General features: G+C 75.3%; 17 protein-coding genes. 3 read left to right on the top strand and 14 right to left on the bottom strand.

From position 1 onward, the window contains the following. Positions 1-49: 49 nt before the first annotated feature. The 8 genes from BGP03_RS31710 to metK all read right to left on the bottom strand — a co-directional run bounded on the left by BGP03_RS31710 (position 50) and on the right by metK (position 9,929). Positions 50-1,204, bottom strand: coding sequence for a GNAT family N-acetyltransferase (locus tag BGP03_RS31710; protein WP_298800603.1), 1,155 nt, complete (start codon positions 1,202-1,204; stop codon positions 50-52). Positions 1,205-1,211: 7 nt separating this feature from the next. Beyond that, positions 1,212-1,859, bottom strand: coding sequence for a hypothetical protein (locus tag BGP03_RS31705; RefSeq protein ID WP_296377170.1), 648 nt, complete (start codon positions 1,857-1,859; stop codon positions 1,212-1,214). Next, a complete protein-coding gene (locus tag BGP03_RS31700) occupies positions 1,856-4,120 on the bottom strand; it encodes a hypothetical protein (protein WP_298800604.1) in 2,265 nt (754 codons plus the stop codon). The genes BGP03_RS31705 and BGP03_RS31700 overlap by 4 nt, the downstream gene beginning before the upstream one ends. 2 nt (positions 4,121-4,122) lie before the next feature. Beyond that, a complete protein-coding gene (locus tag BGP03_RS31695; protein ID WP_296377172.1) occupies positions 4,123-5,595 on the bottom strand; it encodes an oligosaccharide flippase family protein in 1,473 nt (490 codons plus the stop codon). A 5-nt stretch (positions 5,596-5,600) separates the two neighbouring features. Further along, positions 5,601-7,511, bottom strand: a complete 1,911-nt coding sequence (locus BGP03_RS31690; protein ID WP_298800605.1) for a glycosyltransferase — start codon at positions 7,509-7,511, stop codon at positions 5,601-5,603. A gap of 122 nt (positions 7,512-7,633) precedes the next feature. Then, positions 7,634-8,335, bottom strand: a complete 702-nt coding sequence (locus tag BGP03_RS31685; protein WP_296377174.1) for a DUF6777 domain-containing protein — start codon at positions 8,333-8,335, stop codon at positions 7,634-7,636. 4 nt (positions 8,336-8,339) lie between these two features. Beyond that, positions 8,340-8,528: a hypothetical protein gene (locus BGP03_RS31680; protein WP_296377175.1), complete on the bottom strand. Its 189-nt coding sequence runs from the start codon at positions 8,526-8,528 to the stop codon at positions 8,340-8,342. Positions 8,529-8,732: 204 nt separating this feature from the next. After that, positions 8,733-9,929 carry a methionine adenosyltransferase gene (gene metK, locus BGP03_RS31675; RefSeq protein WP_296377176.1) on the bottom strand — a complete coding sequence of 399 codons (1,197 nt, stop codon included), beginning with the start codon at positions 9,927-9,929 and terminating at the stop codon, positions 8,733-8,735. Positions 9,930-10,183: 254 nt separating this feature from the next. On the opposite strand from metK, the gene BGP03_RS31670 reads away from it, so the two are divergent. Beyond that, positions 10,184-10,780 (top strand): SH3 domain-containing protein, encoded by a 597-nt coding sequence (locus BGP03_RS31670; protein ID WP_296377177.1) that lies wholly within the window; start codon positions 10,184-10,186, stop codon positions 10,778-10,780. Positions 10,781-10,907: 127 nt separating this feature from the next. On the opposite strand, the gene coaBC is transcribed toward BGP03_RS31670, so the two are convergent. The 5 genes from coaBC to BGP03_RS31645 form a co-directional block, all read right to left on the bottom strand. Then, positions 10,908-12,146, bottom strand: coding sequence for a bifunctional phosphopantothenoylcysteine decarboxylase/phosphopantothenate--cysteine ligase CoaBC (gene coaBC, locus BGP03_RS31665; RefSeq protein ID WP_298800606.1), 1,239 nt, complete (start codon positions 12,144-12,146; stop codon positions 10,908-10,910). Positions 12,147-12,151: 5 nt separating this feature from the next. Next, positions 12,152-12,427 carry a DNA-directed RNA polymerase subunit omega gene (rpoZ, locus tag BGP03_RS31660; RefSeq protein ID WP_296377210.1) on the bottom strand — a complete coding sequence of 92 codons (276 nt, stop codon included), beginning with the start codon at positions 12,425-12,427 and terminating at the stop codon, positions 12,152-12,154. Between the two features lie 28 nt (positions 12,428-12,455). Further along, a complete protein-coding gene (gene gmk, locus BGP03_RS31655; RefSeq protein WP_296377179.1) occupies positions 12,456-13,049 on the bottom strand; it encodes a guanylate kinase in 594 nt (197 codons plus the stop codon). Beyond that, a complete protein-coding gene (gene mihF, locus BGP03_RS31650; protein WP_296377180.1) occupies positions 13,046-13,360 on the bottom strand; it encodes an integration host factor, actinobacterial type in 315 nt (104 codons plus the stop codon). Before mihF ends, gmk begins: the two co-directional genes overlap by 4 nt. Before the next feature lie 64 nt (positions 13,361-13,424). Then, entirely contained in the window at positions 13,425-13,925 is a 501-nt protein-coding gene (locus BGP03_RS31645) for an MBL fold metallo-hydrolase (protein WP_363094895.1), read from the bottom strand. A gap of 38 nt (positions 13,926-13,963) precedes the next feature. On the opposite strand from BGP03_RS31645, the gene BGP03_RS36140 reads away from it, so the two are divergent. Both BGP03_RS36140 and BGP03_RS31635 read left to right on the top strand, forming a co-directional pair. Next, entirely contained in the window at positions 13,964-14,449 is a 486-nt protein-coding gene (locus BGP03_RS36140) for an ATP-binding protein (protein ID WP_363094893.1), read from the top strand. Between the two features lie 52 nt (positions 14,450-14,501). Then, positions 14,502-15,947 (top strand): NAD(P)/FAD-dependent oxidoreductase, encoded by a 1,446-nt coding sequence (locus BGP03_RS31635; protein WP_298800608.1) that lies wholly within the window; start codon positions 14,502-14,504, stop codon positions 15,945-15,947. Positions 15,948-15,951: 4 nt separating this feature from the next. Here the strand turns inward: BGP03_RS31635 and BGP03_RS31630 are convergent, their stop codons facing one another. After that, on the bottom strand, positions 15,952-16,326 hold the full coding sequence (locus BGP03_RS31630; protein WP_296377184.1) for a response regulator: 375 nt from the start codon (positions 16,324-16,326) through the stop codon (positions 15,952-15,954). Between the last annotated feature and the right edge of the window lie 182 nt (positions 16,327-16,508).

The raw sequence follows: 16,508 nt of genomic DNA, 5'->3' as shown, positions 1-16,508 counted from the left end.
CCGTAGTGCGGGTTGCCGACGTGGTCGTAGATCGACAGCGTGACCCGGCTCACGGCTGCGCCCGACGCAGCGCGAGCGGCGTGCGCACCGCGGACCGCAGGGACGACCGGGCCGACCGCACCGCCGACTGCGCCGACGAGAGCGCCCCGTAGGCGGCGCGGGCGCCGCGCTCGGCCCGCGCGAGCGGCAGCCGCTCCAGCCGCAGGGCGGCGTACTCGCACGGCACCGCGCCGAAGTACCCCTTGAACTGCCCACCGTTCGAGCCGGCGTCGGACTCGCCCATGTGGAACCACCGCACGCCCCGCTCGCAGGCGTCCCGCAGGGAGAGCGAGTGGATCAGGTACGTCGCGAGGGTCTCCCGGGCCAGCCGGTCGTCCATCGCGCACATCCAGCCGATCGCGTGCCCGGGCGTGTCGAGCGTGACGTTGACCGCGACCGGCTCGCCCGCGCGCAGCACCGACCAGACGGCGCACCGCTCACCCAGCGCCGCGGCCGCCGCCGCGACCTGCCCGGGCCGGTCGCGGCGGGCGGCGAGGCGGCGGGCGATCGCGAGGGGCTGCCCGCGCTGCGTCGCCCAGCGGTCCACCGACTGCGCGTACAGGTCGGCGAAGATCGCCAGGCCGCGGCCGCCCGGGCCCGCGGCGACCGTGCCGTCCTCCCGCCGGACCTCCAGGTCGAACCGTTCCGCCTTGCGCACCGAGTTCCGGGCCTGCCGGCGGAACCCCGTCGTCCACAGCGCGTCCCAGCCGTCGGCGAGGTCGATGACGTGCGAGGTGTAGTGCACGCGCCGCACCCGCGGACCCGCGGCGGCGTCCCACACCGCTCCGCGCAGCGGCATGGGCGTCACCCCGGCCAGCACGGCGCGGCTGCGCGCCAGGTCGTCGAGCACCAGCCGGCAGCTCTCCTCGTCCAGCTCGCCGCCCTCGACGAGGGCGCCCCCGTAACCCCATCCGTAGGGCCACGACTGCTCGGTGACGGCGAGCCCCCCGACGGCGCGCGCCGCGACCGGCAGCACGAGGCGCCTGCCGTCGGGCAGCACGTAGAGCCGGCTGCGGTCGGTACAGCCCCGGGCGGCGAGGCAGTCCATCCACTCCGGCGCCTGCGTCGCGGTGGCGTCGGGGTCGGCGTCCATCACCTCCCGCCAGACCGCGCGGGGCACCGGGCTGACGACGGGTGTCGGAGCGGGGCGGGTCGAGGGCGTCATGACGGGGTCACCTCGCGAGGGCGGCGTAGGGGTTGGCGGGGTCCGCCGGTCCGCGGACGGCGGCGGCGATGTCCTTCAGGGCCTGGTGCTGGGTGGGCGTGAACTCCGCCGCGGCCGGTCCGAGGCGCTCGAGCACGCCGTCCAGCGGCAGGCCGACCGCGAGCTGCAGCGCGGCGGCCGCGACCACGACCGGGCCGGTGCCGGTGTCGTCGTGCAGCACGGTCCGCCCGCCGCCGGCGTCGGCGACCGCACGCAGGTCGCGGACCTGCCCGACCGTGGGCGCGGCGCCCGGCGCCACGTCGAGGCGCACGAGCGCCATGCCGAGCGCCGGCACCGCGGCCTGCTCCGCCACGCTCGGCGGGCCGACGGAGACGATCGTGCGCACCGCATAGGTGTCGTGCAGCTGCACGAGGTCGGTCTCGGTCGGGGTGGCGGAGCGGACGATCCCGGGCAGGACGACGGCGACCGCGGGCAGCGGCGGCAGCCCCGCGGATGTGTCGGGGTGCAGCACCCCGGAGCCCCGCACGCCGAGTGCGACGGCCAGCAGCGCCACGACGGCGCCGAGGCGCACGAGGACGGTGCGCCTCGGCAGGGCGGGCACAGGGCCGAGCGCCGGCGTGCGCCGCGTCGACGATGCGCTTGCACGCTCGCTCATCGCGCCCTCGCCGGGCGCCGGCGCACGAGCCGGGCGATCTCGACGACCAGCACCGGCAGCGCGAGGTAGAGCGCCAGGCCGGCCAGCAACGCGACGACGAACGGCCGCACCGAGGTCGGCTGCCCGGGCTGGATGTCGGCGTCCAGGGGCGGGGCCGCCTGCGGGCCCGCGGCCGCGGCGGGCGGGGTGATCAGGCCCGCGTCGCGCGCGAGCGTCCCGATCGCGGCGAGGCGGACCCCGTCCGCGCCCGCCGGGTGCTCCAGCACACCGCCCGCGAACGCCTGCCTGACCTGCCCGTCCGGCATCGGGGTCGGCGGGCCGACGGGATCGCCGAGCCGGGCCCTCGCCGCGGCGGCGTCACCGCCGCGCAGGTAGGCGGCGGTGATCGCGGGATCGGTGAGCAGGCCGGCGGGGTCGCCCAGGGTGACGGGGGGCAGCTGCGCCGCGCGGTACGCGGCCGTGGTGGCGAGCCGGGGCACGACGGGGGCGGCCGTGGCGGGCGCGCCGGGTTCCGCGGTGAGCACGGCGCCGGTGAAGATCTGCGCCGTCGTACCGGACGCGGTGGGGAAGCTCCCCGACACCGGCGCGCCGACGACCCCCTTGCCGCCCAGCGCGGCCACCCCGGCCGCGAACGGGTCGACGACGGCGAACCCGCCGCAGCGGTCGGCGTCGGTGACCACGAACGTCCCGCCGGGGACCGGCTCGCTGTCGGCCAGCGGCGCGTAGGGGTCGACCGGGGTGCGCCAGAGCTCCAGCCCGTCGTAGGTGAACGTGTCGTGGCGCGTGACGCGCGTGCCGTGCGCGCGCACGAAGCGGACCAGCCCGGCGGTGGCGTCGCCGTAGCCGGAGGCGACGTCCTTGTCGCTGAGGACGAACAGGTGCACGCCGTGGGCCTGCGCGCCCTCGCCGGTGGCGAAGGTGGCCACGCGGGTGCCGGGGAGCAGGTAGGAGAAGCGGTCGGGGTCACCGGTGACCGAGATCGTGGCGCACGCCGGCACGGTGTCGCGGATCAGCGCGGTGATCGCGAAGATCGCGGCGTTGTCGGTGGTGTAGAGGCGGACCCAGCCGGTGGCCGACGTGCCGAGCACCACGACGGCGGCGACCACGGCGACCACGCCCCGCGCCCGGGGCGCGCGCACGCGGGTCAGTGCCGCGTCGGCCGCCAGGACGGTACCGACGATGGCGGCGGGGAGGATGTAGACGAAGAACTGCTCGTTGAGCGTGCCGAACAGCACCATGTACGCGGCGAACGCGTAGCTGGTGACGAGCCAGGCCAGCAGCCACCGCGCGGCACCGACGACGGCCCGCGTCATCAGCCACAGCAGGGCGATCCCGCCGAGCGCGAGGAACACGTACGACGTCGCGTACGCGCCGAGCTGGGCCACCACCGCCGAGGCGAACGACACGCCCGGCCGGTTCCACCCGGTGATCTGCACGAGGCCGAGCAGCCGTTCGAAGGTCGCGAACTTGACGTCGATGAAGTCCGTGCTCAGCCCCAGGGCGTAGGCCCACAGCGGGAACAGCAGCCACAGCCCCAGACCCCAGGCGAAGCCGCCCGCCGTGACGCCGATCCGCCTGCGGTCGCGGCTGAGCAGCGCGTGCACGACCGGGGTGAACAGGCAGAACGCGGTGACCTCCTTGGTCAGCAGCGTCAGCCCCGTGGCCAGGCCGACGACCGGGACGTAGACGACCGCCCCGGCGTCGCGCAGCCGGATGGCCAGGCAGAGGGTCAGCATCGCGGCGATCAGCGCCAGCGGCTCGATGAGCGCGAGCCGACCGTAGCGCAGCATGACGGGGTCGAGCGCCGCGATCCCGACGACGAGCCCGACGAGCACGAGACCGCGCGTGCGGCTCGCGGCCGGGGCCAGGTACGCGGTGAGCAGCCCGAGCAGGAGGACCGCGAAGACGGCGGCGGCCGCGGTGAGCACGCGGGCGGCGACGATCGCCTGGTCCAGCGGGGCGTCCTGCATGCCGAGCAGCCGCAGCCACCCGGCCTGGGCGAGGAACGACAGCGGCGGGTGGACGAAGAACGCCGTGTTCGACCAGGTCAGGTGCCAGCTCTGGGCGACCTGCTGGGCGGCACGGGTGTAGACGACCTCGTCGTACTGGGTGTCGGGGCTCGTCGCGATGCCGGTCAGCAGCGCGATGCCCGCGACCACCGCGCCGCCCAGCACGACGGCCATCTCGCCCCGGCCGCGGGAGGGGGCCGGGCGGGTGGCCGCCGCGGAGGCCGGAGCCGCTCTCGGGGACGTCGTGGTCATGGTCAGGACTCCGTGGCCGGTCGCCGTACGCGGCGACGCACGTGCTCGGCGACGTCCGCGGGCACCAGACCGAACCGGGCGGCGATCCCGAGGTACGCGGCGAGCCCGAGCAGCACGAGCGCCGCACCGGGTACCGTACCGGCGTGGTCGGCCGCCAGGAAGGCTCCGGCCGCCACGCCGAGTGCCGCCGCCCAGCGCACCACCGGGGCCGGCCGCGGCCGCGGCGGCCGGAACCGGGTGAGGTAGGCGCCGGCGAGCAGCACCGCCATGGTCCACGACCCGGCCGCGAACGACCAGGCGGCGCCGACCGGGCCGAACTGCGGCACGGCGAGGAACAGCCCGGCGAGCTGCACGGCGACCGCGAACGGGACGCGCGCCGCGACGGCGCGGCCGAACCCGCGGGCGAGCAGCGCCTTGAGCAGCGTGTCCGCGACGAGCAGTCCGACCGTGCCCAGGGTGATCACGCGCACCGGCCCGGTGGCGTCCGCGTAGGCGGCGGGCAGCACGACCGACAGCACCAGGTCGGGCGCGACGAGCAGCACCAGCTGCAGGGGGACCAGTGCGAGTGGGATGAGCCGCAGGGCGTTCGCCGTGATGCGGTGGGCGTCGGCCGGGGTGCGGGCGGCGGCGATGTGCGGGAACGCCGCCTCCGAGACGGCCGAGCCGAGGAAGAACGGGGCGCGCCCGATGATCGCCGCGGCCTGGTAGACGCCGACGGCGAGCGCCGCGCCGCCGGTGCCGCCCCCCAGCGCGCCGAGCAGCAGGACGTCGAGCGTGCCGAGGATCCCGAACCCGGTCGTGGCGACCGACAGGGGCACCGCGTCGGCGAAGACGCGCGCGGCGGCGACCGGGCCGCGCCCGGGCAGTCGGTCGCGCAGCGACCGCAGCGACCACGCCGCGGCGACGGCCGCGCTGATCAGCAGCGCCAGCGCGACCCCGGCGACACCCAGCGCGAACACGGTGACCGCCGCAACGACCAAGATGACCTTGGCGACGCACTCCAGCACGCGGGTGGTGGCCACGGCGTCGAACCGGCGGGCGCCCTGCAGCGCGCCGACCTGGACCGAGCCCAGGGCCAGCAGCACGACGGTGACCGCGGCGAGCACGGTCGGCACCGGCCCGACGCCCGGCAGCAGCGCGCCGGTCGGCAGCTGGACGGCGGCGAACGCGACGGCCAGGACGAGGCCGAGCCCGACGTTGCCGAGCAGTGCGGCGCGGAAGGTGGCGGCCTCGTCCGCGTGGTTCGCGGCGACGGCCCGGGCCAGCGCCCACGGGAAGCCCGCCGCGAGCACCGACGTGGCCAGCAGGAGCAGGGAGAGCAGGGTGCCGACGACGCCGAAGCGGTCGGGCGGCAGGAGCCAGGCGAGCGCGACGCCCAGGCCGTAGTTGAGGACGGAGGTCGCGGCGACGGCACCGACCAGTACGGCGCTGCCGCCCGCGATCCCCCGCTCCCGCTGCATGCCCGTCGTGGCCATCCCGCTCACCGGTACGAGGTGACGGCGGGCTGCGCGGCAGCGGGCTGGGCGGGCGCGGCGACGACGAGGGGCGTGACGCGCCCGGCGAGCGGCCGGGCGGCACGGCGGGCGGCGGTCTTGGTGAGCACGACCTCGTACCGCTCGACGCAGGACTCCCAGTCGAGGCCCTCGGCCCGGCGGCGGGCCCGGCGCGACAGGGCGCGCAGTCGGGCGGGATCTGCGGCGAGGCTCTCGAAGGCGGCGCGCAGCGCGGCGCTGTCCCGCAGCGGGACGACGATGCCGGCCTCACCCGGGAGGTCCCGGACACCCGGCAGGTCCGTGACGACGGGCACGCAGCCGGCCGCCATGCCCTCCAGCACCACCAGCCCGAACGCCTCGGCCGGGGTGACCGAGCACAGCACGACGACGTCGTGGCGGTCGAAGGCGGCGGCGAGCTCGTCGTCGTCGACGCGCCCGGCGAACGTGACGTTCCCGGCCCCGCCCGCCAGCCGCTCGTACCCGGCCCGGCCGGGCCCGTCACCGATCAGGGTGAGCTCCAGGCCGGCCTGACCCGCGACGGCGGGGATCAGCCAGTCGAGTCCCTTGTAGGGACGCATCTGCCCGACGAACAGCACGCGCAGCGGGGACCCGGACGGCCGCGCCGGCCGCTTCGGCACCGGGCGCAGGTCGACGCCCCAGGGGATCGTCTCGACGGGCGGGCCACCCGCGCGGCTCTGGCCCTCGGCGTAGGCCGTGGAACTGGTGATGATCGCGTCGGCGCGGCCGCTGAGGTGCCGGTGCAGGCGGTTGTAGATGCGCGAGAGGGTCTCGGCGCCGCGGACGGCGAGCGCGGAGTGGTGGGTGTAGACGATCGGGACGCTCCTGCGGGCACCCGCCACCAGCAGCATGACGTCGCTCATCGTCGGAACCGGCCCGTGCAGGTTGACCACGTCGTACTCGGCGACCAGGCGCGAGACCCGCCGCCTGTGGGCGGCGAGCGTGCTGAACCGGTACTCGCCCAGCACGAGCCGCGGGATCTGCACCGACGACAGCACGTCGACGCGGTGGCCGCGCGCGCGCAGCCCCTCGGTGAGGCGGTCGACGCAGCGGGAGATGCCCGAGACGATCGGGGGGGCCTCGCTGGTGACGAGGAGGATGTTCAGCGAGGCGTCCGTGCGGCCGATGACGGGCGCCGTGGCGGGCCGGATCGCGCGGCGCGGCGTGGCCGCCCGCAGCGTCGCCAGGTGCCGCAGGAAACGCAGGCCCTCACGCACGGTGGACTTCGACTCGCCCGCATGGCGGGCGGCGAACGCGAACGGCACCTCGGCGAAGCGGGTGAGCCGGCAGCGCACGGCCAGCTCCAGCAGGATCTTGTAGCCGATCGGGTCGACCCGGTCCAGGTCGAGCGCGGCCAGGCGCACCGCGAAGAAGCCGCTGAGCGGGTCGGTCATGCGGGCGACGGGGTCGCCGAACAGGCCGGTCGCGAACCGCTTCGCGGCCCGGGACACCGCGTGCCGGTAGGAGGTACCGAGACCGTCACCGTCGCCGCCGGGCGCGTAGCGGGTCGCGACGACCAGGTCGTTGCCGTCGGTCGCGGCGAGCAGCTCGGGCACGACGTGCGGCGGGTGCTGCAGGTCGGCGTCCATGACGACGGCCCACTCGGCCGTGGCGGCCCGCAGGCCCTCGACCACCGCGCCGCCCAGACCTCCGGCCGGCTCGTCGCGGTGCACCAGCACGACCCGGAAGGGCATCGTGGGCGCGACGGCGCGGACGATGTCCGGGGTCTCGTCGGTGCTGTCGTCGACGACGATCACCTCGGCGCCGACGGGGAGCGCGGTGCCGAGCCGCCGCAGCAGCAGCGCGACGTTCTCGGACTCGTTGAAGGTCGGTACGACGACGGAGACCGTCGTCACGGGCGCGAGACGCGGGTGCCACATCGGAGGTCCTCCCTCGGACTGGTCGAGCAGTGAGGAAAGACTGCCGTCCGGGGGCGCCGGTGGGGATCCGTGTCGCGGGGAGAACCACGCGGGAAGAGCGGTAGGAAACCCTTCCCTTCCGGTCAGTGCCGGGCCGGCACCTCGGCCGCGCCACCGGTCTCCAGGTCGACCACCGCGAAGCCGGCGAGCGGCCGGTCGGCCGGCGTCACCGTCGCGACGGTCGAGGCGGCGAACCAGCGCCAGGGCGTCCCGGTGACGTCGTCACCCAGCGCGGCCGCGGGGGGCGCGAGCGGGTTGCCGCCGGTGCAGCGGACCCGGGGCACCCCGCGGTCGTCGACGAGGACGGCGCTGCCCGCCTGCAACACCGCCCGGTGGGTCCGGTCGGCCGAACCCACCCAGCCGTGCTCGTCGACGAGGACGTCGACGCGCAGCACGAGCGGGGTCAGCGCGGCGAGCACGGCGGCCGCGTCGCCGTCGGCCCGGCCCTGCGCCCGTGCCCACACCGTGTCCCGGCCGGCGGCACGCAACGCCACCGCGAGCGCGTCCGGGTCGCAGGCGCCGTCGGCACGGCCGTAGAGGCCCGGGCTGTCACCGCGCCGTTCGCCGCCGGGGTCCGCGGGTGGCACGACGCCGTCCCGGTCGGTGCCGACGGAGGCCGTGTAGGGCGCCGGGCCCGGCTCGTCGACCGCCTCCAGCCGCACCGTCGAGCTGCCCGTGCCCGGCTCCCTCGTGCCCAGCCCGATCCAGACGGCCGCCGCGGCCAGGGCCAGAGCGGCTGCCGCGGCGACCAGGGCGAGCCGCGCCCGGCTCGGTGACGGGGCCATCACGTCAGGCGGGCTCCCAGGGGTGCCGGTCGCGGCGCGCCGTGACACCGCCGCCGTCGGCCGGGGCCGCGAACAGCACCCGTTCCCACCGCAGCCCGCGGCTCCACCACCGCTGCCGGACCGCGACCCACCGCACGCCGCAGGCGCAGCGGAAGCTGTCCCCCGCAGCCTCCGCGGGACCGGGGGCGCACACGTGAACGTCGATCGTCCTGCCTCCCCGCACTCGTCGGACACCGCAGCAGGTTGCAGTCTCCGAGGTGGCCACCGTCGTTGTCCAGAGCCGTCCGACCGGCTCGGCGGCTCACGCCCCCGCGGCATCGATGCGCGGGAGGCTCACGCCCCCGCGGCGCCGATGCGCGGGAGGCTCACGCCCCCGCGGCGCCGATGCGCGGGAGGCTCACGCCCCCGCGGCCGCCTTCAGCTCGTCCGCCCGCGAGGTGCTCTCCCACGGCAGGTCGACGTCGGTGCGGCCGAAGTGGCCGTACGCCGCGGTCTGGGCGTAGATGGGGCGGAGCAGGTCGAGGTCCCGGATGATCGCGGCCGGGCGCAGGTCGAAGACCTGCGAGATGGCCGACTGGATCTTCTCCGGGTCGACGTTCTCCGTGCCGAAGGTCTCCACGAACAGCCCGACCGGAGCGGCCTTGCCGATCGCGTACGCCACCTGCACCTCGATGCGCTCGGCCAGGCCCGCGGCGATCGCGTTCTTGGCCACCCAGCGCATGGCGTAGGCGGCGGAGCGGTCGACCTTCGACGGGTCCTTGCCCGAGAACGCGCCGCCACCGTGGCGGGCGAACCCGCCGTAGGTGTCGACGATGATCTTGCGGCCGGTCAGGCCGGCGTCACCCATCGGCCCGCCGACGACGAACCGGCCGGTCGGGTTGACCAGCAGCTTGTAGTCCGACGCGTCGATGCCGATGGCGGCGAGCTCGGGCAGCACCACGTGCTCGCGGATGTCGGGGGCGAGCATGCCGTCGAGGTCGATGTCGGCGGCGTGCTGGCTGGAGACGACGACCGTGTCCAGGCGCACGGCCTTGTCGCCGTCGTAGGCGATGGTGACCTGGGTCTTGCCGTCGGGCCGCAGGTAGGGCAGGACGCCGGACTTGCGGACCTCGGTGAGGCGCCGGGCCAGCCGGTGCGCGAGCGCGATCGGCAGCGGCAGCAGCTCGGGGGTGTCGTTGTTGGCGTAGCCGAACATCAGGCCCTGGTCGCCCGCGCCCTGCTTCGCGATCTCGTCCTCGGACAGCTCGACGCGGCTCTCGTAGGCGGTGTCGACGCCCTGCGCGATGTCGGCCGACTGCGCGCCGATCGCGACGTTGACGCCGCAGGAGTTGCCGTCGAAGCCCTTGGCCGACGAGTCGTAGCCGATCTCGAGGATCTTGTCGCGGACCAGCGTGGGGATGTCGACGTAGGCGCTGGTGGTGACCTCACCGGCGACGTGGACCTGGCCGGTGGTCACCAGCGTCTCCACGGCGACGCGGCTGCGGGGGTCCTGCGCTAGGAGGGCGTCGAGGACGGTGTCGCTGATCGCGTCGCACATCTTGTCCGGGTGACCTTCGGTCACGGACTCGCTGGTGAAAAGCCTTGAGCTCGCCACGGTGTCTCTCTCTCATGATCGGCTGATCGGAGGCGCTACGGATCGGGTGCCCGCGACCGTCGAGCGTAGTCGACCCGCGCGGGGCACCCCGGCCGTGCCGTGCATGTCACGTCGATCACAGCGCGTCACATTGTGGGCGACACGCCGCCCCGTCGTCCACCGTTCCGGTGATGTGACGCGTGGTAGCGAATCGGTAACGGAATGGCTCGTTGGGCGAGGGGAACACACCATTTCACGACGGAGGACCGCTGAACATGAACCCACGACTGACGATGCGCCGCCATGGCCGAGCGATCGCGGTGGTCGGCGCGCTGGTCGCGGTCAGCGCCACCACCACGATGGCCCTGGTCGCCGGCACCGCCGCCGCCGCACCGTCCGCGACGCAGCCCGGCAAGTGCGTCGACAACGTCAACGTCCGCGCCCAGCCGAGCACCACCTCGAAGATCGTCGCGGTCTGCGAGGCCGGCAAGGCCGTCCAGGTCGACGAGACGCGCGACGGCTTCGTCCACCTCGTCGACCTCAAGGGCTGGGCCGCGCAGGAGTACGTGTCGGTCAACGGCAAGACCCCGCCCACGCCGGCCTCCCGTGCCACCCCGGCGACCACCACGAAGCCGGACTCCGCCGCCACCCCGGCGCAGCGCGCGCGGACCACGCCGGGCACGAGCGGCAACCAGGTCGGCCCGACCCGGTCGGGCAGCGCCGGCGACGTCACCCCGGCCCCCGACGCCTCCGGCCCGTCGGCCCAGCGCGTCGACGACCAGGGCGACGGCAGCCGGGACCAGGGCTCCGGCGACCAGGGCTCGACCGACCAGGGCGGGTCCCCGTCCGGCCTCGGCGGCCTCTTCGGCTGACGCACCGTCGTGGGGCGGGCGCGCCGGGTGCCCCGACACGTGCGCAGCGTCCGCCCCACGGGCCGCACCACCGACCGCGGGCAGCCACAGGGACACCTGCGGCTGCCCGCGGTCGTCGTCGACGGCCTTACGTGTCCGCGTGGCGGGGGTCGAGCCGGACCGCGACCGCGTCCCAGACGTGTGAGGCCAGCAGCCCCTTCGATCCCATCGCGAGCACCGTCTCGCCGCCGTCGGCCCCGAGCAGCCAGCCCGCGTTGTCGGGCGTCTCGAAGGCCTTTCCGTCGCCCACCGCGTTGACGACGAGCAGGTCGCACCCCTTGCGGGCGAGCTTCTCGCGGCCGTAGTGCAGGGCGTCGTGGTCGGCGTCGCCGGTCTCGGCCGCGAACCCGACCACGACCTGGCCCGGCTCCCGCGCCCCGACGAGCTCGACGAGGATGTCCGCGTTCTTCGCGAGGTGCAGCGGCTCGGGCTCGGCCGCCGTCTTCTTGATCTTGTGCTCGACGAGCGACACCGGCCGGAAGTCGGCGACCGCCGCGGCCATCACCACGGCGTCGGCACCGTTCGCCGCCGCGTGCATCGCCTCGCGCAGCTCGGCGGCCGACCCGGCGTGCACGACCTCGACGGCCGCGGGTGCGGGCAGGTCGGCGGTGTGCGCCGAGACCAGCGTGACCGACGCGCCCCGCTGTGCCGCCACCCGGGCGAGCGCGTAGCCCTGCCGGCCCGACGAGCGGTTGCCCAGGTAGCGCACGGGGTCCAGGGCTTCACGGGTGCCGCCCGCGGAGACGACGACGCGCCGCCCGGTGAGGTCGCGGGGCAGCGCGTCGGGGCGTTCCAGCAGCAGGCGTGCGAGATCGGCGATCTCGGCGGGGTCGGGCAGCCGGCCGGGGCCGGTGTCCTTGCCCGTGAGCCGCCCGGACGCCGGCTCCAGCACGACGACGCCCCGCGAGCGCAGGGTCTCCACGTTGGCCCGCGTGGCGGGGTGCTCCCACATCTCGGTGTGCATGGCGGGGGCGAAAAGCACCGGGCACCGGGCGGTGAGCAGGGACGCGGTGAGCAGGTCGTCGGCGCGGCCCTGGGCGGCGCGCGCCATCAGGTCGGCCGTGGCCGGTGCGACCACGACGAGGTCGGCCTCCTGCCCGAGCTTGACGTGCGGCACGGCCGGGACGTCGGTGAAGACGCCCGTGTGCACCGGCTGCCCGGACAGGGCCTCGAACGTGGCGGCGCCCACGAACTCCAGCGCCGACGCCGTGGGCAGCACGCGCACGGCGTGGCCGGACTCGGTGAGCCGCCGCAGCAGCTCGGCACTCTTGTACGCGGCGATGCCACCCGCCACGCCGAGCAGGACGCGCGGGGGCAGCGCAGTCACAAGAACTACTCCGCGCCCTCGGTGTGCTCCAGCAGGCCGGCCTGGATCTCGCGCATGGCGATGGACAGGGGCTTCTCGCGCGGGCCCGGCTCGACGAGCGGGCCGACGTACTCGAGCAGGCCCTCACCGAGCTGGGAGTAGTAGTCGTTGATCTGGCGGGCGCGCTTGGCCGCGTAGATGACCAGCGCGTACTTGGAGCTCACCTGACCGAGGAGGTCGTCGATGGGCGGGTTGGTGATGCCCTCGGGAAGTGCGCCGGCGGTGGCGCCGGTCAGCGGCATGCTCACTCAAGAACTCCTGAACTACAGATTATGGGCCGTCGGAACTACGGCCGATCAGCAAGTCTACCAACCGCGCCGCGACGTCCGTGACGTCGTGGTTCACGAGCTCCACGTCGAACTCGCTGCGGGCCGCCAGCTCCTCGCGGGCGGTCTCCAGCCGGCGGGCGAACTGGGCGGGCGACTCGGTGTTGCGCGCCCGCAGCCGCCGCTCCAGCTCCTCGAACGACGGGGGCTCGACGAACACCGAGATGGACTCCGGCATCGCCTTCTTCATCGACCGCGCCCCGTGCAGGTCGACCTCCACGAGCACCGGCAGGCCGTCGGCCAGCGCCTTCTCCACCGGTTCGCGGGGCGTGCCCGAGCGCTGCAGCCCGCCGTGGATCTCGGCCCACTCCAGCAGCTCGTCGCCCGCGAGCATCTTGTCGAAGCCGTCCGGCCCCACGAAGTGGTAGTGGACGCCGTCGACCTCACCGGGCCGCGGGTCGCGGGTGGTGGCCGACACCGAGAAGTAGAGCTCGGGCAGCTGGCGACGCAGCTCGGCGACGATGGTGCTCTTGCCGACGCCGGAGGGGCCGGCCAGAACGATCAGCCGGCCCCTCCGGGCGTCATGCGGGGTGGTCACCCCTCGAAGTGGGTCAGCAGCGCCTTGCGCTGCCGGTCGCCGAGGCCCTTCAGCCTCCGCGACGGGGCGATCTCGAGCTGCTCCATCAGCTGGGCGGCGCGGACCTTGCCGACGCCCGGCATCGCCTCGAGCAGCGCCGAGACCTTCATCTTGCCGAGGATCTCGTCGGTGTCCGACTGCTTGAGCACCTCACCCATGGTGGTGCCGCCGCGCTTGAGCCGGTCCTTCAGCTCGGCCCGGACCCGGCGCGCCGCGGCTGCCTTCTCCAACGCGGCAGCACGCTGTTCCTCGGTCAGCTGGGGAAGGGCCACGGTCTCCTCCGTCTTTCGTCTGCATCGTTCGGCGGGACTGCCCGCTTGGTCCTTCCGAACGTACTCACGCGGTCCCCCAGACGGGAAACGGGGGGTGCCACCTGTGGGTTTGCTCTCGCGCCACACCCGCCGACACCGATCGGGTGATACCACGAACGCGGGATGTGAGCGCCACCCGACGCGCCCGTTCAGCGCAGTCCGACGACCGCCCCTGGATGGCGACGGTCACATCCGGTGCCCGGTCCACGACACACCGTGCCCGGTAGTCGAGCTCGTCGTCGGTGCGGTCGGGCGCATGGCGGGTCAGGACCAGCCTGTGCGCCCCGCACCGGCCCGCGACGGCGAGGGCGTCGTCGCCGGTGGCGTGGCCGTAAGAGTCGGCGAGCTGCCGTTGTGGCGCGGTGAACTGCGCGTCGTGCAGGAGCAGGTCCACGCCGGCGGCGAGCGCCAGGGCGTTGTCGAGCAACCGCGGGCCCGCCGTGGCGGGGCTGTGGTCGGGCAGGTGGGCCGGTGACCGGCCCCCGCACTCGACGCGGACGCCGTGCGTGCGGCCGCGGTGCCCGATCCGGGCGAGGGTGACGGTGGCGTCCCCGTGGGCAAAGCCTGGGCCGGTGGCCCGGAACGACCAGCGGCCGCGCAGCCGGTCCGGGCCGTGCTGGAGGCCGATCCCGACTCGGTGCCCACCCTGCTGGAACAGCTGCGCGGCGACGCCCGGGCCGCGATCGGCGCGGTCCGGGAGCTGGCCCAGGGCAACTACCCGCCGCTGCTGCGCGACAGCGGGCCGACCTCACCGACCGCTACCCGCGGGACGTCGAGACCTGCGTCCACTTCTGCTGCCTCGAGGCGATCCAGATCGCCGGTGAGCACGCCGGCGCCGGAGCGGAGATCATGGTGCACGTGGACCACACCGACGGCACGCTCCGCTTCCGCGTCACCGACGACGGCCCGGGCTTCGACGCCGGTGTGGGCGGCGCCGGGCACGGGTTCGTGAACATGCGCGGCCGTCCCGGCGTCGTCGGCGGCACCCTGGAGATCACCTCGGGCGCCGGGGGCACGACGGTCGTCGGCACGATCCCGGGCCCGACATGACGAGCCGGACCGCCATCACGACTCCCGCCCCGTCGGCCGCGGAGCACGCGGTATGACCGGCGACGGGTTCGACGCCGTCGTCGTCGGGTCGGGGCCCAACGGGTTGGTCGGCGCCGTCCGGCTGGCCGAGGCGGGTATGCGGGTGCTGCTGGTCGAGGCCGCCGACCGCCTCGGCGGTGGCCTGCGCACCGAGGAGCTGACGCTGCCCGGCTTCCACCACGACGTCTGCGCCACGGCGTTGCCGCTGGCGATGGCCTCACCGGCCTTCCGGGCCATCGACCCGACCCGGGACGGCGTGGAGTTCCTGCACCCGCCGCTGCCGGTCGCCCATCCCCTCGACGGTGGCCGCTCCGCGCTCGTGCACCGCGACGTCGACGTGACGGCCGCGGCGTTCGGGCGCGACGCCACCGCCTGGCACGCGACGCTCGGCGAGACCGCCCGCGCGGGGCTCCCCCTCGTCGACACCCTGCTCGCGCCGCTGGACCTCCCCCGCGCCCCCGTCGCGCTGGCCCGCTACGGCGTGTTCGGCGCGCTGCCCGCCACCGCCGTCGCGCAGCTGTTCCGCGACCCGGCCGCCCGTGCGGCGTTCGGGGGCATGGCCGCGCACGCGATCCTCGACCTGCACGCCCCCGTCACGGCCGGCTACGGGATGCTCATCGGCGCGCTCGCGCACTCCGTGGGCTGGCCGCTGGTGAAGGGCGGCACGCAGGCCCTCGCCGACGGCCTGGCGTCGCGGCTGCGGGGCCTGGGCGCGGAGATCATCACCGGGCTGCGCGTCAGGGACCTCGCCGACCTGCCGCCCGCACCCGTCACGCTGCTGGACCTCACGCCCCGCCAGCTGCTGGAGATCGGTCGCGACCGGTTGCCCGCCGGCTACCGGCGCCGTCTGGAGCGCTTCCGTTACGGCTCCGGCGTCTTCAAGATCGACTATGCGCTGGACGCCCCGGTACCGTGGGCCGACCCGGCCGTCGGCGGCGCCGGTACCGTCCACATCGGAGGGACGTTCGAGGAGGTGGCCGCGAGCGAGCGGGCGATCGCGCGGGGCGGGCACCCCGACCGGCCGTTCGTGCTCGGCGTGCAGGCCTGCGTCGCCGACCCGTCACGGGCCCCGGAGGGCAGGCACACGTTCTGGGCCTACTGCCACGTCCCCAACGGCTCTACTGTGGACATGACCACCGCCATCGAGAACCAGATCGAGCGGTTCGCCCCCGGCTTCCGCGAGCGGGTGCTGGCCCGCAGCGTCATGGGTCCCGCGGCGCTGGAGGCCCACAACGCCAACGAGGTGGGCGGCGACATCAACGGCGGCGCAGGCGACTGGCGCCAGTTCGTGAGCAGGCCCGTGCTCAGTGCCCACCCGTGGCAGACCCCGGTGCCGGGCCTCTACCTGTGCTCGTCCTCGACCCCGCCGGGTGGCGGCGTGCACGGCATGGGCGGCTGGCAGGCGGCCGGGATCGCTCTCCGGGCCCGTGCGCGGAAACCGGTGCCGGGGCACCGATGACCGCTCACGAGGCCACCAGCGCACGGAGAGCGGACGGCGTGAGGTCCTCCTCGCCCAGGTGGGCCACGGCGCCGCAGTCGGAGGCGTCGGGGGGCAGGTCGTCGGCGGAGTAGGTGCACATCAGCACCGCGGTGGTGCCCGGGGCGGCGGCCAGCAGCTGCCGGGTCGCCTCGATGCCGTTGACGCCGGGCAGGTTCATGTCCAGGAGGACCACCTCCGGGTGGGTGCTGGCCACGAGGCTGAGCGCGTCCTCACCCGTCTCGGCCTCGGCCGTCGCCGTCCGTCCCCCGACCAGGCCGACGACGATCCGCGCCACCGACCGGAAGGGCGGCTCGTCGTCCACGATGAGCACGTCCACCACCACTGACCTCCCCGGCACGGGTCCGATCGTCCTCCGTGGTCCACCGGCGGAGCGTGCGCGCGGGTCGGGGCCAGCGGCCGGCCCAATCCCGGCAGCGGCCGGCGCCGGTCGATCCGCCCGGTCATGATCGGCGTTCGGGTGCAGGAACGGCCGGATCCGGCCGGAAACGCGCCGAACCGCTGATCACAACCCCGCGCTCC

Source organism: Pseudonocardia sp. 73-21 (assembly GCF_001899645.1).
In the GTDB taxonomy this organism is placed as follows: domain Bacteria; phylum Actinomycetota; class Actinomycetes; order Mycobacteriales; family Pseudonocardiaceae; genus Pseudonocardia.
This window is presented reverse-complemented; position numbering and strand designations above follow the sequence as displayed.

What these genes read in the sequence shown, in the direction of transcription:
- BGP03_RS31710 (WP_298800603.1), bottom strand. Translation starts at nt 1,204, where the DNA reads ATGACGCCCTCGACCCGCCCCGCTCCGACACCCGTCGTCAGCCCGGTG.
- BGP03_RS31705 (WP_296377170.1), bottom strand. Translation starts at nt 1,859, where the DNA reads ATGAGCGAGCGTGCAAGCGCATCGTCGACGCGGCGCACGCCGGCGCTC.
- BGP03_RS31700 (WP_298800604.1), bottom strand. Translation starts at nt 4,120, where the DNA reads ATGACCACGACGTCCCCGAGAGCGGCTCCGGCCTCCGCGGCGGCCACC.
- BGP03_RS31695 (WP_296377172.1), bottom strand. Translation starts at nt 5,595, where the DNA reads ATGGCCACGACGGGCATGCAGCGGGAGCGGGGGATCGCGGGCGGCAGC.
- BGP03_RS31690 (WP_298800605.1), bottom strand. Translation starts at nt 7,511, where the DNA reads ATGTGGCACCCGCGTCTCGCGCCCGTGACGACGGTCTCCGTCGTCGTA.
- BGP03_RS31685 (WP_296377174.1), bottom strand. Translation starts at nt 8,335, where the DNA reads ATGGCCCCGTCACCGAGCCGGGCGCGGCTCGCCCTGGTCGCCGCGGCA.
- BGP03_RS31670 (WP_296377177.1), top strand. Translation starts at nt 10,184, where the DNA reads ATGAACCCACGACTGACGATGCGCCGCCATGGCCGAGCGATCGCGGTG.
- rpoZ (WP_296377210.1), bottom strand. Translation starts at nt 12,427, where the DNA reads ATGCCGCTGACCGGCGCCACCGCCGGCGCACTTCCCGAGGGCATCACC.
- BGP03_RS31635 (WP_298800608.1), top strand. Translation starts at nt 14,502, where the DNA reads ATGACCGGCGACGGGTTCGACGCCGTCGTCGTCGGGTCGGGGCCCAAC.